The sequence below is a fragment of the Caulobacter sp. Root487D2Y genome (genome assembly GCF_001427165.1).
Classification (GTDB): domain Bacteria; phylum Pseudomonadota; class Alphaproteobacteria; order Caulobacterales; family Caulobacteraceae; genus Caulobacter.
In genome coordinates this window covers 163,016-183,796 of record NZ_LMFD01000010.1, presented here as the reverse complement: position 1 = coordinate 183,796, position 20,781 = coordinate 163,016, and the positions used below count along the sequence as shown (strand labels likewise).

General features: G+C 68.5%; 22 protein-coding genes. 8 read left to right on the top strand and 14 right to left on the bottom strand.

The features are described from left to right. Positions 1 to 49: 49 nt before the first annotated feature. Together ASD38_RS10800 and ASD38_RS10795 are read left to right on the top strand one after the other, a co-directional pair. The gene (locus ASD38_RS10800; RefSeq protein ID WP_056440629.1) at positions 50 to 1,174 is read left to right on the top strand and encodes a hypothetical protein; all 1,125 of its coding nucleotides are present in this window, start codon (positions 50 to 52) and stop codon (positions 1,172 to 1,174) included. Positions 1,175 to 1,267: 93 nt separating this feature from the next. Next, entirely contained in the window at positions 1,268 to 2,077 is an 810-nt protein-coding gene (locus ASD38_RS10795) for a response regulator transcription factor (protein ID WP_156390661.1), read from the top strand. Positions 2,078 to 2,174: 97 nt separating this feature from the next. On the opposite strand, the gene ASD38_RS10790 is transcribed toward ASD38_RS10795, so the two are convergent. The 3 genes from ASD38_RS10790 to rpoH form a co-directional block, all read right to left on the bottom strand. Beyond that, a complete protein-coding gene (locus tag ASD38_RS10790; RefSeq protein WP_056459974.1) occupies positions 2,175 to 4,472 on the bottom strand; it encodes a TonB-dependent receptor plug domain-containing protein in 2,298 nt (765 codons plus the stop codon). Between the two features lie 206 nt (positions 4,473 to 4,678). Beyond that, positions 4,679 to 5,380 (bottom strand): alpha/beta fold hydrolase, encoded by a 702-nt coding sequence (locus ASD38_RS10785; RefSeq protein WP_056459971.1) that lies wholly within the window; start codon positions 5,378 to 5,380, stop codon positions 4,679 to 4,681. 59 nt (positions 5,381 to 5,439) lie between these two features. Further along, on the bottom strand, positions 5,440 to 6,327 hold the full coding sequence (rpoH, locus tag ASD38_RS10780) for an RNA polymerase sigma factor RpoH (RefSeq protein WP_056440637.1): 888 nt from the start codon (positions 6,325 to 6,327) through the stop codon (positions 5,440 to 5,442). Between the two features lie 292 nt (positions 6,328 to 6,619). On the opposite strand from rpoH, the gene ASD38_RS10775 reads away from it, so the two are divergent. Beyond that, positions 6,620 to 6,979 (top strand): phage holin family protein, encoded by a 360-nt coding sequence (locus ASD38_RS10775; RefSeq protein ID WP_056440642.1) that lies wholly within the window; start codon positions 6,620 to 6,622, stop codon positions 6,977 to 6,979. Positions 6,980 to 7,139: 160 nt separating this feature from the next. On the opposite strand, the gene ASD38_RS10770 is transcribed toward ASD38_RS10775, so the two are convergent. From ASD38_RS10770 to lgt, 8 genes are all read right to left on the bottom strand, one after another. Next, positions 7,140 to 7,874, bottom strand: a complete 735-nt coding sequence (locus ASD38_RS10770) for a tetratricopeptide repeat protein (protein ID WP_056440644.1) — start codon at positions 7,872 to 7,874, stop codon at positions 7,140 to 7,142. Positions 7,875 to 7,939: 65 nt separating this feature from the next. Next, positions 7,940 to 8,560, bottom strand: coding sequence for an aminoacyl-tRNA hydrolase (pth, locus tag ASD38_RS10765; RefSeq protein ID WP_056440646.1), 621 nt, complete (start codon positions 8,558 to 8,560; stop codon positions 7,940 to 7,942). 111 nt (positions 8,561 to 8,671) lie between these two features. Then, positions 8,672 to 9,274: a 50S ribosomal protein L25/general stress protein Ctc gene (locus ASD38_RS10760; protein ID WP_056440648.1), complete on the bottom strand. Its 603-nt coding sequence runs from the start codon at positions 9,272 to 9,274 to the stop codon at positions 8,672 to 8,674. 146 nt (positions 9,275 to 9,420) lie between these two features. After that, entirely contained in the window at positions 9,421 to 10,503 is a 1,083-nt protein-coding gene (locus ASD38_RS10755) for a hypothetical protein (protein ID WP_056440650.1), read from the bottom strand. 168 nt (positions 10,504 to 10,671) lie between these two features. Then, positions 10,672 to 11,610 carry a ribose-phosphate pyrophosphokinase gene (locus ASD38_RS10750; protein WP_056440652.1) on the bottom strand — a complete coding sequence of 313 codons (939 nt, stop codon included), beginning with the start codon at positions 11,608 to 11,610 and terminating at the stop codon, positions 10,672 to 10,674. A gap of 101 nt (positions 11,611 to 11,711) precedes the next feature. Beyond that, positions 11,712 to 12,491 (bottom strand): peptidoglycan editing factor PgeF, encoded by a 780-nt coding sequence (gene pgeF / locus ASD38_RS10745; protein WP_056459969.1) that lies wholly within the window; start codon positions 12,489 to 12,491, stop codon positions 11,712 to 11,714. Between the two features lie 2 nt (positions 12,492 to 12,493). Further along, entirely contained in the window at positions 12,494 to 13,657 is a 1,164-nt protein-coding gene (locus ASD38_RS10740; RefSeq protein ID WP_056459966.1) for a class I SAM-dependent methyltransferase, read from the bottom strand. Continuing rightward, positions 13,644 to 14,552, bottom strand: a complete 909-nt coding sequence (gene lgt, locus ASD38_RS10735) for a prolipoprotein diacylglyceryl transferase (protein WP_056459963.1) — start codon at positions 14,550 to 14,552, stop codon at positions 13,644 to 13,646. Before lgt ends, ASD38_RS10740 begins: the two co-directional genes overlap by 14 nt. A 129-nt stretch (positions 14,553 to 14,681) precedes the next feature. Here lgt and ASD38_RS10730 point away from each other — a divergent pair, with 129 nt between their 5' ends. The 4 genes from ASD38_RS10730 to ASD38_RS10715 all read left to right on the top strand — a co-directional run bounded on the left by ASD38_RS10730 (position 14,682) and on the right by ASD38_RS10715 (position 17,154). Next, on the top strand, positions 14,682 to 14,948 hold the full coding sequence (locus ASD38_RS10730; RefSeq protein ID WP_056459960.1) for an accessory factor UbiK family protein: 267 nt from the start codon (positions 14,682 to 14,684) through the stop codon (positions 14,946 to 14,948). Between the two features lie 127 nt (positions 14,949 to 15,075). Next, positions 15,076 to 15,582, top strand: coding sequence for a YbjN domain-containing protein (locus ASD38_RS10725; RefSeq protein ID WP_056459958.1), 507 nt, complete (start codon positions 15,076 to 15,078; stop codon positions 15,580 to 15,582). A gap of 179 nt (positions 15,583 to 15,761) precedes the next feature. Beyond that, positions 15,762 to 16,544, top strand: a complete 783-nt coding sequence (gene proC / locus ASD38_RS10720; protein ID WP_056459955.1) for a pyrroline-5-carboxylate reductase — start codon at positions 15,762 to 15,764, stop codon at positions 16,542 to 16,544. A 67-nt stretch (positions 16,545 to 16,611) separates the two neighbouring features. Beyond that, positions 16,612 to 17,154 (top strand): hypothetical protein, encoded by a 543-nt coding sequence (locus tag ASD38_RS10715; protein WP_056440666.1) that lies wholly within the window; start codon positions 16,612 to 16,614, stop codon positions 17,152 to 17,154. A 77-nt stretch (positions 17,155 to 17,231) separates the two neighbouring features. Here the strand turns inward: ASD38_RS10715 and ASD38_RS10710 are convergent, their stop codons facing one another. Beyond that, complete coding sequence (locus tag ASD38_RS10710) at positions 17,232 to 18,572, bottom strand: hypothetical protein (protein ID WP_056440667.1); 1,341 nt, start codon at positions 18,570 to 18,572, stop codon at positions 17,232 to 17,234. A 117-nt stretch (positions 18,573 to 18,689) separates the two neighbouring features. Here ASD38_RS10710 and ASD38_RS10705 point away from each other — a divergent pair, with 117 nt between their 5' ends. Further along, positions 18,690 to 19,775, top strand: coding sequence for an MBL fold metallo-hydrolase (locus ASD38_RS10705; protein WP_056459953.1), 1,086 nt, complete (start codon positions 18,690 to 18,692; stop codon positions 19,773 to 19,775). A 46-nt stretch (positions 19,776 to 19,821) separates the two neighbouring features. Here ASD38_RS10705 and ASD38_RS10700 read toward each other — a convergent pair whose 3' ends face one another. Both ASD38_RS10700 and ASD38_RS10695 read right to left on the bottom strand, forming a co-directional pair. Further along, the gene (locus ASD38_RS10700; protein WP_056459951.1) at positions 19,822 to 20,355 is read right to left on the bottom strand and encodes an SRPBCC family protein; all 534 of its coding nucleotides are present in this window, start codon (positions 20,353 to 20,355) and stop codon (positions 19,822 to 19,824) included. Continuing rightward, positions 20,352 to 20,720: an ArsR/SmtB family transcription factor gene (locus tag ASD38_RS10695; protein ID WP_056440673.1), complete on the bottom strand. Its 369-nt coding sequence runs from the start codon at positions 20,718 to 20,720 to the stop codon at positions 20,352 to 20,354. Before ASD38_RS10695 ends, ASD38_RS10700 begins: the two co-directional genes overlap by 4 nt. Between the last annotated feature and the right edge of the window lie 61 nt (positions 20,721 to 20,781).

The following is a 20,781-nucleotide window of genomic DNA, read 5'->3' as shown; positions in this document are numbered from 1 at the left end:
CGGCTTCTCTTGGGAAGGTCCGCCGTCATTGGCCGTTGCGCGTCGTTTAATGAAGTCCGCCAACAAGGCGGATCGGCTGACGCGCAGCCTGCGGGCGCTTGATCGCGAGGCGTCGACCAGCCGCGTGCTCAACCTGCTGGCCATCGAGACCCGCAGCGGCCACCGGCCGGAACACGCCGAGGCGCCGTTGTTCCGCAACCGCATCCTCAACTCCGCCCTGCTGGTCAAACACCGCCTGCGGGCCGACGACATCTTCCTGTTCGACGAGGTGCGGCCGAACGCCACCAAGGTCATCATCCCGTTCGAGCGCAGCGACCTGGGCCTGGGCGGCCAGTCGTTCTTCGTGGGGCAGCGCGGCTGGGCGGATCTGCTGCGCGAAGCCTGCAACGAACACACCGACATGGCGCGCGATATCGCGACGCTGCGCCTGATCGACAAGCTTCCGTCCCTGGACCCGTTCCTGCTGCGCGAGCATCTGCGCCGCCACGGCCTGTCGGTGGCGCCCAGCTATTTTTCGCTGTCGGGCGCGGACATGGAGCAGATGCAGAGCTTCGTGTCGGTCCAGATCTCGCAACTCATCGACCTGGCCTTTCGCCACGCCGGCCGGGTCGCGCCCGGGGCCCATGCCGCCCGCCTGGTCGAGGCCCTGCTGTCGACCGACGTCGACGAGCGGCTGGAGCCGCTGCGCAAGACCCTGGTCATGGACGGCGAGAGCTTCAAGGAAGGCGTCTTCAGCTGGAAGGGCTTCCTCTACTACAAATGGACGCTGACACGGCTGTGGTCGGAACTTGAGACCGTAGGCGACGAGATCTCTCGGCTGAAGGTCAACGGCAACCGCGACGACGACGCCCAGCGCTCCATCGACGACCTTCGCAAGCGGCTAAGGCAAGGCCTCATCGTCGAGCGCAAGGCGATCATGCGGACTTTGGCCGTCTATGACCGGGCCTTCGACGGCCTGATCGATGAGGGCAATCCCCACGGATTCCGTGATTTCCTGCAGCGCGCGCCCGAGAGATTCCTGTCGCTGGGCGAGCGGGTCGGGGTGATCGCCCATATCGCCAGCTTCTGGCGCTATCGGTTCCCGCAAGGCGCGCCGCTGATCGCCGACATCGACGATGCCTTCGATATCCTGCAGGACTTCGACTCGGGCCTGAGCGCCAATTTGGCCGTCTGACGAACGCCCTGGCGCGACATGTCGCCATCAAGCGGATTTTTACTATCGGCCGCCTAAGATGCGGACGAAAGACTTTTGGAGCGCCCGGGTCCCGTGTTCGACGGCAATATCCGCACCCTGCAGCGTATCGCGGCGAAGATGCAGCGCGTGCTGATCGTCGACCCGCACCCGGCCGCCGGGCGCCTGCTCGCCGACCATCTGCGCCACGTGGGCGGCCACATCCAGATCTTCAACGCCCCGACCATCGAGGCCGGCTGGGGCATGGCCCGCACCATCGACCCGATGCTGTTCTTCGTCGAGCATGCCTCCTCCGGCTGCGACGGCCTGGCCCTGGCCCGCAAGATCCGCCGCAGCGATCTGGCCTGCCGCGAGAACCCGATCATCATGTGCACCGCCGAGGCGACGGCCGAGGCGATCTTCGGGGCTCGCGACGCGGGCATCCACGAGTTCATGCGCAAGCCGTTCACGATCAAGGATCTGGAACGCCGGCTCGAGGCGGTGACGCTGAAGCCCCGCGATTGGGTCGAGGCGGTGCAATATGTCGGACCCGATCGCCGCCGCTTCAACTCGGCCGAGTACAATGGACCGCGCAAGCGCAAGGCCGACGCCGGCGGCGCCCCCGCGGCCCGCCTGTCGCAGGCTCTGCGCATCGTCAAGTCGGCCGCCCAGGCGCTGGACAGCGATCCGGCCCAGGCGCGGCGCGCCCTGGCCGCCCAGGCCGTGGAGCTCAAGAAGGTCGGGGAAACGCTGAAGGACGCGCGTCTGGTCGAGGCCGCCGCCGCCCTGGGCGCTTGCATGACCGGCGGTACGGCGCGGGTCGAACTGGTCAAGCGCATCGACGTCGTGATGGGTTTCCTGATCGATGACGGCAAGAGCGGCCGTGCGACCCTCGAGGTCGCCTGAGACCGTCCAAGAATTCCGGCGGCGCCCTGGGGATCGACCACGAAAAAGGGCGGCGTCCGCGGACGCCGCCCTTCGTCGTTCCGGATCGCGCCGCGGGTTAGAAAGCCAGGCGGGCGATCAGCTGGAACACAGGACCGGCGTTCTCGCGCTCGATTTCGTACTCGTCGAAGCCGCGGTCGGTCTGGTCTTCGATGGTGGTGAACTTGTTGAAGGTCTCCTTCTTCTCGGCGTCCAGCAGGTTGGAGCCGGTCAGGCGGATGGTCAGGTCCTTGCCGATCCGCTTTTCGAGGAAGATCTCCAGGTCGCCGTCATAGGTGGTGGTCACTTCCTCGCCCACGACGCGGCTGTAGGCCTTGCCCTGCTTGCGATAGGTGGCCCCGAACGCCGCGCCCCACGTCGGGATGTCCTGGATGAAGCCGACGTTCAGCACGTAGTCCGACTGGCTGTTGAACTTGCGTGAGCCGAACTCGTCGTTCACGTCGCTGTCGAGCCACGAGTAGTTCAGGAACACGCCGGTATTCTCCAGGCCGATCGCCGTCAGCGGCGTCGACAGGTCGAACTCGACGCCCCAGACCTTGCCGTCGCCGGTGTTGCGGGCCGAGTAGACGAACGTGCCGGGACCCTCGTCGCCTTGCGCGCCGGTGTTGCTCAGTTCGATCAGGTCCGAGACCTTGCGGTAGAAGACGTTGACCCCGGCCACGCCCTGCTTGTCCATCCGATGCTCGTAACCGACGTCCAGGCCCCAGGCGGTTTCCGGCTTCAGTTGCGGATTGCCGATGAAGTCATTGTCGCCCAGCTCGGCGGTCAGCAGGGCCGGGGACAGGTAGTCGAAGCTGGGACGGCGGATGGTGCGCGCGCCCGAGACGTAGAGCTGATCGTCGGCGGTGAGGTTGTAGCGCAACGACGCCGACGGCAGCAGGACGTTGTAGTCGGTGTCGGTGGTCGAGGGGACCGTGCGGTCCTGCAGGCTGACGTCGGTGGTCTCGTAGCGCAGGCCGGCTTCCCACTTCAGCGCGCCCGACTTGCCGTCCAGCATCACATAAGGGTCCAGGCGGGTCTGCTCGAACGCCGCGTCGCCGCCGTCGATCGCCGCATAGGCGCCGAAGGGCGGCGGATTGGCGTTGGGCAGGTTGTAGCGGTTGCGCGGAACCTCGGTGACCAGCAGGTCGCGCTGCTTCTTCTCGTACTGGACGCCGAACTGCAGCCGCACGCCTTCGGAGAGGTCGCGCTTGTGCTCGAGCTTGGCGGAGAACTCGGTGTCCTCCAGGTCGGTCCTGGACTTGTCGCGAGTGATGCGGTCGCCGTCCGGATAGGGGGTAGCGTCGCGCAGGTACTCGGTTTCGTCCTCGAACTCGGCCTCCTGATCCTTGAACGAAGCGTAGCCCAGCTTCACGCTGGTCGTGCCGCCGGCCATCTCGTGGCTGTACTTGCCGTTGATCGAGTAGCTGTCCTGATCGATGTCGACGTCGTTGTCGTTCAGGGTCGATAGGTTGGCGTTGGTGCGGATGCCCTTGTTGTACTCGATCGAGTCTTCGTTCTGGTAGCGGTCGGTGTGGACATAGAAGCCGCTCAGGTCCAGGTCGCCGCCGGCCAGCGGGGTCTGGTAGCTGGCGTTGAACGAGTAGTCGGTGCCGTTGCGCACGTCCGTCTGGACTTCGCTGTTGTTGATCGGCGCGCCCGGTTCGTCATAGCGAAGGCTGAGCTTGTTCTTGGGGTTGCGGCGGCCCTGGATGTTGGCGCCGACCAGCAGGCGGCCGGGGCCGACCTGGCCGCCCCAGACGCCGCCGACGGTTTCGCGGATGCGCTTGTCGTCGAACATCAGGGCGCCCAGGCGCACGAAGCCGCCGTCCAGGGCGTAGGCGTCGCGCAGCACGATGTTCAGCGCGCCGGCCACGGCGTCGCCGCTACGGTTGGCCGAGGCGCTGCGGACGATCTCGATGCGGTCGATCAGTTCGGCGGGGATGCGGTCGACGAAGAAGGCCGAGTCCGCGCCCGAGCCGAACGCGCCCGAGCCCGAGCCGGCGCCGGGGACCTTCTCGCCGTTGATCAGGATCTGGGTGTAGGCGGGGTCCAGGCCGCGCAGGCGCACCCCATCCGATTCCAGCACGTCCGACAGGAAGGCCACGCTGGGCACGCGCTTGAGGGCGTCGCCGGCGGTCAGGGGCTCGAAGCGCTGGAAGTAGTCCAGGCCGTAGTCGAGGACCGGGGCGGCCTGGTCGGTGCGGTTGCGATAGGCGATCTGGGCCTGGACGACCAGTTCCGATGCGATGGTCGGCGCCTCGGCGGCCGTGGCGATCGGCGCGTCGGCGTCGGCGGCCCAAGCGGTCGTCGAGACTCCGGCGGCCAGGGTCATGGGCGCGAGCGCGGCCAAGGCGAACAGTGCGGTCTTCTTCATCGAGACATCCCCCTCACGGCGTCCCGATTTCGGGGTCGTCCGCGTGTTTTCACGCGAAGGGGCATAGTTTCGCCGTGCTTGGGCTTCCAGTGATGTTTGTCTGAAGCTTTTGCTGCGGTTTTGTGAGGGTTGAGGAAATCTGTGCCCTGATGGTCCGGGCGGCCAGGGCGTGGCGAGTCTGGGCGCGACCGGCGCCGAAGCGGTCTCTAGCGCGCCAGCCAGCGGCGCAAGGCGGCGTTGACCGCCTCGGGCGCTTCCATCGGCGTCATGTGGCCCGCGTTCGGGATGATCACCATGTGCGAGCAGCCGATGGCGTGGGCCATCTCGTGCTGGCCGGCCAGCGGGGTGATGGCGTCGTGCTCGCCGCAGATGATGACGATCGGGCAGCGCAGGGCCCGCAGGGCGGCCGCGCCGTCCTCGCGGGGCAGGGCGTTCTGGCGCAGGAACACCTCGCGGCCCAGCCGCTGGGTCATGGCCTGGATACGGCCGGTCAGGTCCTTGTCTTCGAGCCGCGAGGCGTCGACATAGCTGGCCATCAGCCGGTCGGCGACGCCCAGGAAGGCGCCCTCATGGGCGGCCGCGGCGTTGACGGCCCGGCGCTGGGCGGCCCGTTCGGGTGTGTCGGCGCGGATGGCCGTGTCGATCAAGGCCAGGCGTTCGATGCGCTCGGGCGCGAGGCGGGCGATCTCCTGGGCCACGTAGCCGCCCATCGAGAACCCGGCCAGGGCGAAGGTCGGCTCGGCGTCGGCCAGCACCTGCTCGGCCAGTTCGCGAAGGCTCTCGCCGCGCGTCAGGTCGGGAACCTGGCAGCGGGCGACGTCGGCCAGGCCGCTGACCTGGTCGCGCCACAGCTCGGCGTCGTTCAGCAGGCCGGGCAGGAGCAGGAGTTGGGGCCGGGGATCGATCATCGAAAAACGCCCCGGACCTTGCGGTCCGGGGCGCTCCAGTTCTTAGGGTTCAAGCCGTTCTAGGCTTCGACCATGTTCTTGGCGATGGCGGCTTCGCGCATCGACTTCTGCAGCTTCTCGAAGGCGCGGACCTCGATCTGGCGGACCCGCTCGCGGCTGACGCCATATTGCGAGGCCAGGTCTTCCAGGGTGGTCGGGTCGTCCTTCAGGCGCCGCTCGGTGAGGATGTGGCGCTCACGATCGGTGAGCTCGACCATGGCCTCCTCGAGCAGGCTCATCCGCAGCGACTTTTCCTGGTTCTCGGCGACCACGGTCTCTTGCGAAACCTGGTCCTCGTCGGCCAGCCAGTCCTGCCACTCGCTCTCGCCGTCGGCGCGCAGCGGCGCGTTCAGCGAGGCGTCGGGACCGCCCAGGCGGCGGTTCATCGAGATGACCTCGCTGTCCAGCACGCCCAGCTTGGTGGCGATGGCGCTGACCTGGTCGGGACGCAGGTCGCCGTCCTGGAAGGCCTCGATCTGGCTCTTGGCCTTGCGCAGGTTGAAGAACAGCTTCTTCTGCGCGGCGGTCGTGCCCATCTTCACCAGCGACCACGAACGCAGGATGTATTCCTGGATCGAGGCGCGGATCCACCACATGGCGTAGGTGGCCAGGCGGAAGCCCTTGTCGGGCTCGAATTTCTTGACGGCCTGCATCAGGCCGACATTGCCCTCGGAGATCACCTCGCCGATCGGCAGGCCGTAGCCGCGATAGCCCATGGCGATCTTGGCCACCAGACGCAGGTGGCTGGTGACCATCTTGTGGGCGGCTTCGGAATCCTGATGCTCTTTCCAGCGTTGGGCGAGCATGAACTCCTCGTCCTTGGCCAGCATCGGGAACTTGCGGATTTCGGTGAGATAACGCGACAGGCCGCCATCCGGCGACATCACCGATAGTGAATTCACGGCCATGGAAAACCATCCCCTTGGTGTGGACCCGCCCGTCAACCGCGCGCCATCATCCCCACCGAATGGGTCAGATAGGAATGGGTTGCGGCTAAGGTAAGGTCGATAACGTATTTGTAATGTCCGACACCCGGACTCGGGTATTGGCGCTTCGAAAGTGAGAATGAACGTTCATTCTCAGAATTTCAAGCGCAAAATGCCGTGCGACGCTACGTCATGCGAAGGCGGCCCGGCGGGCTTGCCCAGATGGGGGCAATGCCCATCTAATGGTCGCGCTTGACGCCAAGGAGGCTTTCCCGTGACGCGCTTCATCATCCGAGCCCTGATCGCCGCTCTGGGCCTGTGGCTGGCGTCGGAGATCGTGCCGGGCATCGCCGTGCCGGGCGGTTGGACGAGCCTGCTGATCGCCGCGGTGCTGCTCGGACTGGTCAACGCCATCGTCCGGCCGGTGGTCTTCGTGCTCACCCTGCCGATCACCGTGGTGACGCTGGGCCTGTTCCTGCTGGTCGTGAACGCCGCGATGCTGGGCCTGGTCGGCCTGATGCTGGACGGCTTCGTGGTCGACGGCCTGTGGGCGGGAGTCTTCGGCTCGCTGGTGGTCGGCGTGGTCAGCTGGCTGGGCCACCTGCTGATCGGCGACGGGCGGGAGCGGGCCTAACAACCATCGCCCGTCATCCTCGGACTTGTTCCGAGGACCCCTCTATCAGTAGAGCTGTCGGCGAGGGTTGGACCGCGATCTCACCGCTTCCCGGATCGACCTTCTTCGCGGTTGAAGCAGGGACCCTCGGAACAAGTCCGAGGATGACGATTGTTGGGGGTCACCCCACCGCCGCCGCCGCCAGGTCGCGCCAGCCGCGGGCTTCCTTGCGAAAGTGCGAGTGGGTCTTGGCCAGGCGCTTGTCGATCTCGACCAGCGCCTCGCGAGCCTCGTCCTTGCGGCCGGTCTGGGCCAGGAACACCGCGTAGCGCGCCATCCCCTCGAAGCCCGGCAGGTGCGCCGCCGCCCAGCGCAGGGCGGTGTCGGCGTCCGCCTGGCGGCCCAGGGCGTGATAGGCGCGGCCCATGGCCAGGGCGACGTTCGGCGTGCGGGCGGCGGGCGATTGGGCGCTCAGGCCCTCCAGCAGCGGCAGGGCCTCGGCCGAACGGTTCAGCTCGATCAGGGCGTTGGCGCGGCCCAGCAGCAGCTGCGGATCGTCGGCGTACATGCCCTGCAGGGCCTCGGCGTACAGGCGCTCGGCCTCGGCGTGCCGGCCCAGACCGGCCGCGGCCACGGCCAGGCGGCTGCGATTGGCCACGGTCGGCGCATCCTCGACGGCCTGGCCGGCCTCGCGGTATTCGCGCTGCGGGTCGAGGACCTGCCGTGCGGCGTGCCGGGCCTTCTGGGCCTTGGCGCCGCCCAGGAAGTCCGGCGCGACGATGGCGAGCAGATAGACGAGGCCGCCCAGCGGCTGAAACAGCAGGATGATCATCAGCCAGTACATCTGCTGGCCCGTGCGCACCACGTGGACGCACAAGGCGATCGAGAAGATCAGCGACAGGCCTAACAGGATCATCGGAAGAGGCGCTCCAAGCTTAGCGCTATGTGTGGGCTGGAGCCGGCGCCGTCAATCGGCCGGACCTACTCGGCTTGGCGCGCGGCTTTTTTGGGATCGGCCTTGGGGGCGGGCGCCAGGCGCAGCACCTCGGCCTGGTAGCGTTCGTCGTCGCCGGCCGCCGCGAAGGGCAGGGCGTCGGCCAGGGCGTCCAGCATCGGGTCCAGCCACTGGTGCTCGACCTTGTGGAAGTCGCCCAGCACGTAGTGCATGACCGCGTCCTTGTGGCCCGGATGGCCCACGCCGATCCGGCCGCGGCGGAAGGTGTCGCCGATCTGGCTGGTGATCGAGCGCACGCCGTTGTTGCCCGCCGCCCCGCCGCCGGCCTTCATCCGGAAGCGGCCGGGGGCCATGTCGATCTCGTCGTGGAAGACGATCACGTCGGTCGGGGCCAGCTTGAAGAACTTCATCGCCTCGCCCACGGCGCGGCCGCTCTCGTTGTAGAAGGTCTTGGGCTTGAGCAGCAGCAGCTTGACCGGGCCGTTCGGGGTCGAAACCTGACCTTCGCAGGCCAGGCCCTGGAAGCGCGAGCGCCACGGCGCCGTGCCCCATTTGCGGGCCAGGGCGTCGACCGCCATGAACCCGACATTGTGGCGGTTCTTCTCGTATTTCGGCTCGGGATTGCCGAGGCCGGCGAGGATCAGCATCGCGTAAGACCCAGAGTGGACGCCCATGGCGAAGAACGGGGCAACGAAAAACGGGCGGGCCGTGAAGCCCGCCCGTTCTCGCTTATCAGATCGGAGACCCGACCAAAGCGCTTAGGCTTCGGTGGTGGCCGTGTCGCCTTCGTTCGATTGCGAAGCGGCCGAGGCCTTCAGGTTGGCGATCACGAAGTCGCGGTCCATGGCCGGACGCACGCCTTCCGGCAGCTTGATTTCCGAGATGCGGATGGTGTCGCCGATGTCGTGCGAGGCCAGGTCGATGACCAGCTCTTCGGGGATCTTGTCGGCCGGGCAGGCCAGCTCGACGGTGTGGCGGATGATTTCCAGCGTGCCGCCCTTCTTCAGGCCGACCGAGATGTCGTGGTTCTTGAAGTGCACCGGCACTTCGATCTTGATCAGCTGGTGCTCGTCGACGCGGTACAGGTCGAAGTGCAGCGGCTCGTCGGTGACGGGGTGGAATTGCACGGCCTTGGCGATGACCGATTGCTTCTTGTCGCCGTGTTGCAGGGTCACCAGGTGGCCGAGCAGCTTGCCGGTGTAGAGCGCCTTGCGGAATTCGTTGCCCTTCACGGCGATGTTCACCGGGGCCTCGGGGCCGCCGTACAGCACGCCCGGGATCTTGCCCTGGCGGCGGGTTTCGCGCGAACCGCCGGTGCCGGCGCGGTCACGAATTTCGACGTTGAGAATGATCTCGGCCATGTCTTGTCTCTCTGGAGAGCCCCGTGCTCTCGAAATGCGAAACCGCCGCACAAGACTGGATTGTCTCGCCCGGTCGGTGGTTTTGGGGTGGGGCTAAATACACAGAACGGCCCGCCGATGCAACGGCGGGCCGCTGGGTGGGGCGATCAGCCCTTCTTGGCGGCGGGCTTGGCCGCGGCGGCCTTGGCCTTCTTGGAGTTGCGGCCCGCGCCGCCCGCCGAGATCGATTCCTTGACGGGGATCGCGCGCGGCGGCGGCGGCGGCTCGTAGGGCATCTCGGCGCCGGACGCCTTGATCACGCACATGCCGGTGTCGATCAGGATGTGCTGGCCCAGGCAGAACACGTCCTCGTAGTGCGGCTTGGCCACGGCCAGGCACTGGTACAGGTTCAGCTTGGCCATGTTCAGGCACATGGCGCTGGCCGGCTCGGCCATCACCGCGTCGATCAGGGTCAGCTTGTCGTCGCCGGCATAGCCGAGCGCGGCCAGGGCCGCGACGGCCAGGCCGCGGATGACCAGCGGCTTGTAGGGCGGCGGCGCCGAGCGGGGCGTGATGACCAGCGGAACGGCGCCGCTCGAGGCCTGCTGCAGGACGGCGATGTCGGCGCTGTCGGCCAGGCCGGGCGTGGCCGACATGGTCTTGGCATAGGCCAGGCGGCCGTCGCGGTCGAGCACCGGCAGCGTCGACCACTTCGAGCGCTGGACGTCATAGGCCGCCTGCTTCACGGCCTTGCCGGCGGTGTAGACCTTCAGGCCGTCGGCGCCGAGCGTGTCGATGATCAGGCCGGCGGCGGTGTCGCTGCCCTTGAAGCCGACGGCGTAGGCCGGGTCGGAGATGATCTGGTTGATGACCTGCTGGCGCTGGGTCGGATCGGCGGCGAACGCGCGCACCGAGGCCACATAGGTCGGATCCTGCAGCGCCAGGACGGCGGCGTAGGCCGTGGCGCCCGACAGGAACCGCTTGGGCTCGTAGGCGACGGCGATCTTCAGCGAGCTCTGGATCTGCTCGCCGTTCTCGAAGGTGGCGCCGATCGCGCCGGCCCGCTGCATGTAACCGCGGAAGGCGCTGGCCTTCTCGACGATGCTCGACGACAGGGTGATCGGCGGCGGGGCGGGCGGAGCGGCGACCACGGGCGGCGGGGGCGGCGGCGTTTCGCAGCTGGCCAGCAAGGTGGCGGCGACCACGGCGATGGCCGTCAGCGCGGCGCGCGTACGCGTGGTGGAAAGCATCCCGGAAACATCCCCAATGATAGAGCGCCAGCCATTAGCACCGGCGCGCGGGCGAGATTGTGACAGTCAGCCCGTTAACCCCCTGTTGACAAGCGGCGCCATCGAAAAGGCGCTCGAAGCCCGGATGGTTCCCCTCCGAGGCGTTATTGGGTGCTTTCCCAGGGCGTCCTAGTCGAACAGCTTGGAGACCGATTCCTCGTTGGCGATCCGGCGGATGGCCTCGCCGATCAGCGGCGCGCAGGAGACGTAGCGGATCTTCTTGCAGGCCTTGACGGTGTCGGAGGCCTCGATCGAGTCGGTGACCACCAGCTCGGTCAGCACCGAAGCGGCGACCCGGTCGGCGGCCGCGCCCGACAGCACCCCGTGGGTGACATAGGCCGAGACCGACTTGGCGCCGTGGGCCATCAGGGCGGCGGCGGCGTTACAGAGGGTGCCGGCCGAATCGACGATGTCGTCGAACAGGATGCAGCGACGGTCCTTCACGTCGCCGATGATGTTCATCACCTCGCTCTCGCCGGGGGCCGAGCGGCGCTTGTCGACGATGGCCAGGTCGGCGTCGTTCAGGCGCTTGGCCAGGGCCCGGGCCCGCACCACGCCGCCGACGTCGGGCGAGACGACCATCAGGTCGTCGCCCATCTTGTAGCGCTTGTGGATGTCGTCGGCGAGCAGGCGCGAGGGCAGCAGGTTGTCGGTCGGGATGTCGAAGAAGCCCTGAATCTGGCCGGCGTGCAGATCCATCGTCAGCACCCGGTCAGCGCCCGAGCGGGTGATCAGATTGGCCACCAGCTTGGCCGAGATCGGCGTGCGGCCGCCGGTCTTGCGGTCCTGGCGGGCGTAACCGAAGTAGGGCAGCACGGCCGTGATCCGCTTGCCCGACGCGCGCTTCAGCGCGTCGATGCAGATCAGCAGCTCCATCAGGTTGTCGTTGGCCGGATAGCTGGTCGACTGGATGACGAAGACGTCCTCGCCCCGGACGTTCTCGTCGATCGTGACGAACACCTCGAGGTCGGCGAACCGGCGCACCTGGGCGCGGGTCAGCGGCATGTCGAGATACTCCGCGATGGCCTGGGCCAGGGTGCGGTTCGAATTGCCTGACAGCAGCTTCATGGTTTGGTCTCGGAGAGGGGTGTCGCCGTTGCGGGGGCTTCTAGCAGTCCCGGGCGCGGGAACAACCCCGTGTTTCCACTGAGTCTCGTTATTCGACCCGCTCATGCCTCAAGCGCGATCGCCGAGAGAAGTCGTCCGTAGTCGGACTCCCCGTCCAGGAAGGCCCTGCGGTTCGAAAAGAACAGGTCCGGCTCGGCGCGGGTGTCGCGGCCGACCCATTCGCTCTGGCCCACGCCCGCCGTCTCCAGGCGGTCCAGGACGAAAGCCGGAAGGTCGAACAGGCGCTTATCGTCGGTTTCACCCGGTGAAAAGAATCGGCCGGAGCCGGGGCTGTCGGCCTCGAAGCGGTGCAGGAACTCCAGCCCCACCTCGTAGGACCGGGGCCCGATGCAGGGGCCGACGGCGGCGACCATGCGAGAAGGCTGGGCGCCCAGGGCCGTCATCTGGTCGACGGCGGCCTGGACCACGCCGTCCAGCGCCCCGCGCCAGCCGGCATGGGCGGCGGCGACGATCCGGGCGACCGGGTCGGCGATCAGCACCGGGGCGCAGTCGGCGTGCAGCGCCCCGCAGACCACGCCCGGGGTCTTCGTCACGACGGCGTCGCCCTCCGGGCGAACCTCGCCCCACGAGCCGTCGGCGACGATGGCGATGGTCGAGTGGATCTGGAAGCAGGTGTTGAGGTCTTCCGGCGCGGCGCCGAACCAGGCGGCGGCCCGGGCGCGGTTCTCGGCCACGTCGGCCGGCTCGTCCTTGCTGCCCCGGCCGACGTTGAGACTGGAATAGAGTCCAGTCGAGACGCCGCCCTGGCGCGTGAAGAACGCGTGCCGGACCCCGGCGACGGCGGCCAGCAGCGGCGACTGGACGGTGGGCAGGTCGTGCATCGTCACGGGTCCTCGAACAGCGGAGGAGAAAGGCCGGGCGCGGACAGGCAGACGACCTTGAACAACTGCCCCATCTGCGCCGCTCCGGTCAGGCGATCAAGCTGTCTTGCCAGCTTGTCCGCCTGGTTTGCCTGGGGCTGGGCGGCGGCCAGGGCCTGGGCGCGGGCCTCGATCCCCAGTCCCGCGAGAAACGCCCCCTGGGTCAGAATGGGTCCCACGGCCGCGCCGGCCTCGGCGGCGGCGGCCAGCACGGCCGGGAAGTCGGCCCAGACGGTGAGGTCGGCCTGGCCCGGCTCGGCCAGGGGCGAGACCTTGGTGTGGGCCTTCAGGGCCTGCAGGGTGTCGCCCGCCCCGGGCGCGTCGCGGCCATAGTCGATCAGCAACGCCGCGCCGCCGTCCCGGGCGACGCGGTGGCCGATCTCCGAGCCGAGGGCGGCCTGGGCGGGAGAGGATTCGACGAGGGTTCCAATGGGCAGGTCCTCCCCCTGTGGGGGAGGTGTCGATCGAAGATCGACGGAGGGGGGATTTTGCCGACTCGGCAGGTTCCCTCCACCGTCCCTTCGGGCCGCCTCCCCGACAGGGGGAGGGCCCAGGGGTTTCAGCCCGAACGCCAACGCCCCAGCCGCATCCAATCCCACCACGCGTTCGGCCCAGCCGCTTTGCGTCCGCACGAACTGATGGGCCGGCAGGCAGTCGAGCACCTCGTTGGCGACCAGCAGCAGCGGCGCGCCGGCCGGCACGGCCTCCAGGCGGTCGGCCCAGCGCGGCGTCAGGGGCGCGTTCGCCAGCGTCGCGGCCTGGACCGCGCGCAGCGGCGGCGACACCTCGACCAGCCACAGGTCGGCGGCCTCGAGGAATTCGGGCAACAGCCGGGCGGCGCGCAGGATGTCGGAGATCAGCGTCCCGTCGCCCGGCCCCATCTCGACCAGCCGCACCGGCGAGGGTCGGCCCATGCGGGTCCAGGTCTCCAGGAGCCACAGGCCGATCAGCTCGCCGAACATCTGGCTGACGCCCGGCGCGGTCAGGAAGTCGCCGCCCTCCCCGAGCGCGGGCCGGGTGGCGTAGTAGCCGTCGCGCGGGTCGTGCAGGCAGCGGGTGAAGTACTCGGCGACGCTGATCGGGCCGTCCTGGGCGATCTGGGCCCGCAGGCGGTCAAGCAGGCTCATGGTCTTCCGTGAGCGGCGCGGGAACCGGCTCGCGCAGGGCGCGCCACAGAAGCCAGAGGCCGACCAGCAGCATCGGCGCCGACAGGATCATCCCCATGGTCAGGCCCAGCGGGAAGTCCGGCATGCCGCGGTCGGGGTTGCGCACGCCTTCCAGCGAGAAGCGGAACAGGCCGTAGCAGATCAGGAACGTCGCCACGAGCGCGCCCCGGCGCTGCAGCCACTTCAGCTTGTGGGCGGCGAAGTTGAGGATCAGGAACAGCACCACGCCCTCCAGCGCCGCCTCGTACAGCTGGCTGGGATGGCGCGGCTCGGGCCCGGCGGGGCAGAAGCCGTTGTTGGCCTTCTGGATCGTGTGGTTGCAGAAGATCATGCCGAACGGATGGTCGGTGACCCGGCCCCACAGCTCGCCGTTGATGAAGTTGGCGCAGCGGCCGAAGAACAGGCCGATCGGCGCGACCGGGGCGATCAGGTCGCCCAGCTTCAGCATGTCGATCTTCTGCTGGCGGGCGAACAGCACGACCGCGGCGCACACCCCCAGGAAGCCGCCGTGGAAGGACATGCCGCCCTCCCAGACCTTGAAGACGCTCAGCGGGTTTTCCGCCAGTCCGGCCCGCTGATCGTCGTTCATCAGCATGTAGAACAGCACGTAGCCGATCCGCCCGCCCAGGATGATGCCCAGCGTGATCCACAGCACCAGGTCGTCGATCTGCGCCGGGGTGGCGGTCGGCTTGCGGCCGCCCCACAGCTTGGCGTCGCGGACCAGCCGGATCGCGTACTGCCAGCCCAGCAGGATGCCGGCGACATAGGCCAGGGCGTACCAGCGCAGGGCCAGCGGGCCCCATTGCAGCGCCCAGGGGCCGATGTGAACGATGGGGTCGATGTCGGGGAAGATCACGCCGCGAGCGCTCCGGACGGACAGATGGTCGCACCTGTACCGCGTTCGCTCTTCGCTTTCATCCTTCCTTTCCCATATAAGGGCCGCGACGAACCGCGCCGCGCCTCCCGAGGCGCTCTGGGAATCTCGATGCACAGCCAAAACCCCTTCCTCGACGAATTCGCCAAGCTGACCCAGGCCGCCATGGGCATCGCCCAGACCGCCGGCGAGGAGGCCAAGACCGCGATGCGGGCCCAGGCCGACCGCTTGGCCGCCGAGTTCGACCTGATCCGGCGCGACGATTTCGAGGCCCTGAAGGCCGAGGTCGCCGCCCTGCGCGCGGAAATCGCCGAGCTGAAGGCCAAAAAGACGCCCGCCAAGAAGTCCGCCGCTGGCAGCGATAACGCGGCCGAATAGGCGAGTTTCGTTCCCGTTCGACGTGAAGGCGGTTGTGACGCCGCCCGCGAAGCAGATTAGACTCCCTCGAGTGGGTGATTTGGTCGGGTCCCACGACCCGTCTCTCCCCCGGGGGCCAAAGGTTCTTATGGACACCCAACCGGAAGAAGACGACGTCCTGCTGGCGATGGATCCCCTCGAGGTCGTCGAGCATGTCCTGGCGGCCGAGAACCTGACGTTCGACCGCACCGAGGACGGCGACCTGGCCTTCGCCCTGACCGGCGACTGGAAGGATTACGAGCTGTGGTTCGCCTGGCGGCCCGAGGCCGACTGCCTGCAGCTGTGCCTGTCGCTGGACCTGCGCGCCGCCAAGACCAAACGCCCCAGCGCCTATGAATTGCTGTCGATGATCAACCAGCGCGTCTGGCTGGGCCATTTCGAGGTTTGGACCGACGACGGCGAGGTGGTGTTCCGCCACGCCCTGGCCCTGCCGGCCGGCGAACGCCCGACCATGGCCCAGGCCGCCTCGATGATCGACGCCGCGGTGGAGGCCGCCGACCGCTTCTATCCCGCCTTCGACTTCCTGCTGCACGGCGCCAAGACCCCGGACGAGGCCATGGCCGCCTGCATGTTCGAGACCGTGGGCCAGGCTTAGGACTGGACTTTCCTTCTCCCCTTGCGGGAGAAGGGGACCTTGCGAAGCAGGGTCGGATGAGGGGTTTCTCGGACGCTTGAGCTGGGTCGCTGGCCTACCGCCGCGCGACCCCTCATCCGTCGCTTCGCGACACCTTCTCCCGCAAGGGGAGAAGGATCAGGTAGAGCGGAGATCCAGCCATGACCCCCATCCTCCTCCTCGGCGCCGGACGCATGGGCGGGGCCCTGATCGAGGGCTGGACCAAGGCGGCGACCTTTTCCGCCGCCGACCTGATCGTCCGCGATCCCAATGTCGACGCCGCCGCCTTTCCCGGCGCGAGCGTCAATCCGCCGCTCGATGCCCTCTCCGCCGCCAAGACCGTGCTGCTGGCGGTCAAGCCGCAGATCTGGCGGCAGGCCGTGGCCGACGTCGTCCCGCGCCTGGCGCCCGACGCGGTGATCGTCTCGATCGCCGCCGGGGTGCGCGCCGCCGACATTTCCGCCGCGTTCGACGGCCGCGCCGTGGCCCGGGTGATGCCGACCACCGCCGTCGCCATCGGCCTGGGCACGGCCAGCATCGTGGCGGACACCGCCGAGGCGCGCGCCCGGGCTCATGCCCTGCTCGACCCGGTGGCCACCACGGTCGACCTCGACGACGAGGAGCAGATGCACGCCGCGACCGCGGTGTCCGGCTCGGCCCCGGCCTATCTCTACGCCTTCATCGAGGCGCTGGAGGCTGCGGGCGCCGCTCAGGGCCTGGACCCCGCCGCCTCGGCCAAGCTGGCGCGGGCCACCATCGTCGGGGCGGCGGCCCTGCTGGGGCAGGGCGGCGAGGAGCCGGCCGAACTGCGCAAGCAGGTCACCTCGCCCGGCGGGACGACCGCCGCGGCGCTGGCCGTGCTGATGGGCGAGGGGGGATTTGGCGACCTGCTGCCCCGCGCGCTCGAGGCGGCGGTGAAGCGGTCGGTGGAGCTGGGCGGGTAGGGGCGGGCTCTCTCCCCACGGGAGAGGGTTCTTGTAAGCGCGGCTAGAACCCGCCATTTCAGCAGCCATGACCGCCGCCGAAGACATCCTCGATCGCGCCGCCGCCGCGGCCCTGTCCCTGGCCGCCGACCGGCCGTGGACTCAGATCAGCCTGCGCGACATCGCCCTGAAGGCCGAGGTCCCGTTCGCCGAGCTCTATGCGCGCGCCGACGGCAAGGGCGCGGTGCTGAACCATCTGGCCGCCCGCTTCGACCGCGCCGCCCTGGCCACCGTCTCGGCCGAGGACGCCACCACCCACGACCGCCTGTTCGACGCCGCCATGGCCCGGATCGAGGCGATGGAGCCGCACCGCGCCGCCCTGATCGCCATCAGCCGCTCCGAGAGCCTGGTGATCTCGGCCCTGCGCTTCCCCAAAACCGCCCGCGCCATACTGGAAGCCGCCGGCGTCGACGCCACGCCGGCTCGGCTGGCCGCGATGTCGGCCGTCTGGGGCCGCACCCTGCAGGTCTGGCGTGACGACGAGGGCGCCCTGAACCGCACCATGGCGGAGCTGGACAAGCGCCTGAAGCAGATGGCCTCGAGCCTGGAGAAGGTCGGGGCGGGGCTCTAGGTCTCTAAATTCGAAACAAAGAAAAAGCCCGCCGGGATCGCTCCCGGCGGGCTTGCTGTTTCAGGCTGTGCGCCCGATCAGCTCTTGGTCTTGTTGGTCGGCAGCTTGCAGCCGCCGCCCACGCCCTTGGCCTGCAGGCAGGACAGCACTTCCTTGGCGTGCGGGGCGGTGGTGGCGAGCGGATAGGCCATCACCCAGCCGGGCAGGCCGTCCGAGCAAGCCACCTCGACATAGCCGTCGGTGGCGGTCTGGCCGATGATGCGAGCGCCCGAGACGGTGCAGCTGCCCTTGCCCAGGCCCTTCAGGTCGTTGGTCAGGCGCGAGAAGGCGGCGTCCGGCTTGGTGAAGCTGCAGCGGTAGCCGTTCATTTCCGAGGTGATGCAGTCGTAGACCGTGTTGCTGGTGGCGGTGAAGATGCCGATGCCGCCGTCGGGACGGTTGGAGCACTTCAGTTCGACGATCTCCTTGCGGGGATCGGGGCTGGGCAGCATGCCGTACTTCTCGACCTTGCAGTCGAAGCCGGCCTTGGTGGCCAGCTTGGTGTAGAGGCCGGCCTGCTCGGTCTGGGCGGCCACGGCGTCGCTCAGGGTGCAGCCGCCGCCGACGAAGCCGGCTTGGGCGCAGTCGATGGCCTTGACGAAGGCGCCGCCGGCGGCGGCCTGTTGCAGCACGTAGCCCTTGCCGTCCTGGCAGGCGACCTCGAAGTAGTTGTCGGTCTTGGTGCTGAGGATGTAGCGCTTGTCCTTGATCGCGCAGTTCTTGCCCGCGGCGGCGTTCAGCGTGTCGACGACGGCCAGTTGGGTGGCCTTGTCGGTCAGCTTGCAGCTGACATTGCCGCCTTCGTCGTACAGCAGGCAGCTGTTGACCGTGACTTCCTGGTCCACATTGATCGGGGCCGAGGTCTGGACGATGTAGCCGGCGCCGCCCTTACAGGCGACCTCGAAATAGGCGTTCTTGGCGCCGGCGCCGATGGCCCGGGCGTTTTCGATGTCGCAAGGAGTCTGAGCCTTGGCCAGGTACGGCGCCAGACCGGCCTTGGGATTGGCGTTGCCCGGCAGGATGCAGGCCAGGGCGCTGGGCTTGCCGTCGGCGGCCGCCGCGGCGGTCTCCAGGCAGCTGTAGGTCTGCGGAGCCGTGTCCTTCTTGGCCAGCACCGCGAAGCCCAGGCCCTGCTGGCAGGCGACTTCGTAATAGTCGGTGGCGGTCTTCTTGTCGTTGCCGATCAGGCGGGCGTCCGTGACGGTGCACGAAACGCCGGCGGTCTTGATCAGATCCGGCGCGGCCTTCATGCCGGCCTCGCGGGATTTGGCGTCGACAGCGGGGGCGGCGGCCTTCTCCTTCGGCGCCGAGATCACGGCGGCCGGAATGAGCGCGGCGAGCGCGAGGGCGGCCGTCAGGCCGATCGCGATGGGCCTCATGGGGGTATGTCTCCTGGGGTAAATTCCTCGCGCGGACTTAAGGCCCGCTTGCATCGGGGGTCAAGATGTCGTCCGACGGGGGCGCAATCATGACGACGGCCGGTAGCGGAGGACCAGATGCGAGACGGGATCGAGGAAGACGCGCCCGAACCGCCCGAGAAGACGTACAGGCCGCGGCTGATCTATCCGTTCGAAGCGGCGCCGGAGACGGGGTCGGGGCAGGCGATCGAGGTCGCGCCGGGCGTCCTGTGGCTGCGCCAGCCGCTGGGCGGGTCGCTGGGCTTCATCAATGTCTGGGCGATCGCCGACGGCGAGGGCTGGGCGGTGGTCGACACCGGCCTTCAGACCAAGGAGACCTCGCAGGCCTGGCGGGCGGCGTTCGCCGGAGCCCTGGGCGGGCGGCCGGTCACCCGGGTGATCTGCACCCACCTTCATCCCGACCATGTGGGCCTGGCCGGCTGGATCGCCCGCAAGTTCGACGTCCGGCTGTGGATGACCCGGCTGGAATATTTCCAGTGCCGGATGCTGGTGGCCGACACCGGCCGCGAGGCGCCCGAGGACGGGGTGCGGTTCTTCCACGCCGCCGGCTGGGATGACGACGCGATCGAGAACTACAAGGCCCGGTTCGGCGGCTTCGGCAAGGCGATCTACCAGATGCCCGACAGCTATCGCCGCCTGAGCGACGGCGAGACCTTCCGCATCGGCGACCACGACTGGCGGGTGGTGACCGGCCAGGGCCACTCGCCCGATCATGCCTGTCTGTGGTGTCCGGACCTGGACGTGCTGATCTCCGGCGACCAGGTGCTGCCGCGCATCTCGTCCAACGTCTCGGTGCATCCGACCGAGCCGGACGCCGACCCGCTGACCGACTGGATCACCTCGCTGGCCAAGGTGAAGGCGGCCGTGCCGGACACGGTGCTGGTCCTGCCGGCCCACAACGACCCGTTCCGGGGACTGCACGCCCGCATCGATCACCTGATCGGCGGCCATGAGCGCGGCCTGGGACGGCTGGAGGGCAAGCTGTCGGAACCCAAGCGCGCGGTCGACGTGTTCGGCGCCCTGTTCGCCCGGCCGATCGGTCCGGATCTGCTGGGCATGGCCACCGGCGAGGCGCTGGCCCACCTTAACTGCCTGATCGGCCGGGGGCTGGCCACGCGCGAGACCGACGGCGACGGGGTGAACTGGTACCGGGCGGCCGGCTAGTCGGGGACAGGCGCAGGCGCCTGTCCCGACGGCGTCGCGGACGGCCTCAGGCCGGCAGGCGCTTGTCGTATTCCGCCTTGAGCCCCCTCCAGACGTCCCAGAAGGACGTCGTCTGCGGCTTGCCGCCGATCCGCGCGGCCAGGATGTCCAGGTGCGTGTGCCAGCCGGCGCTGACATTGAGCAGGGTGGCGCGGTCGGGCGCGCGTTTGTGGGTGACGGTCAGCAAGACCTTGTCGCCGGCGGGCTCCAGCTCGAACGAGACCTCGCCGGTGTTCCAGGCGATGGTCAGCTTGCGGCCCGGGTCCAGGTCGAGGATCCGGCTTTCCATGCTGTGTTCGGCGGCGAAGCCGTCGGGCCGGCGGCCGGGCGGGTCGCTGAGTTCGTCATTGCGCCAGGTGAACGTGAACGGCGCGCCGGCCTTCACGTCCATCTGGCCCGCGGCCAGCCATTGGCGGCGCAGTTCGCTCTCGGTCAGATACGCCCAGACGCGATCGACCGGCCCGGGCAGCAGGCGCTGGATCCGCAGGGTCATGGGCTCGATCAGGTCGCCATAGGCGTCCAGAGTGGCGAGTTCCGTCATTGATCGTTTCCTTGTCTGGGGGGCGGGGTCTTGCGGGCGTCCTCCTCGCGAAGGAGCCGGTCGAGCACGTCCAGACGGCTGGTCCAGAAGTGCTCGTAGAAGTTCAGCCACTCGTGGGCGCCGGCCAGCGGGCCGGGTTCGAGGCGGCACAGGTGGGTGCGGCCACGGATCTCGCGCTGGATCAGGCCGGCGCTTTCCAGGGCCTTGATGTGCTTGGAGGCGGCCGCCAGCGAGATCGAGAACGGCTCGGCCAGCTGGCCCACGGTCCGTTCGCCGTTCGCCAGTTCGCGCAGCATCCGGCGGCGGGTGGCGTCGCCGAGGGCGTGGAAGACGCTGTCCAATTGAGGGGTGAGTAATTCAACCATGTGGTTGAATGTGTAGGGCGCTCGTCAGAGAGTCAACCGATCGGTTGAATAATTTCCGATC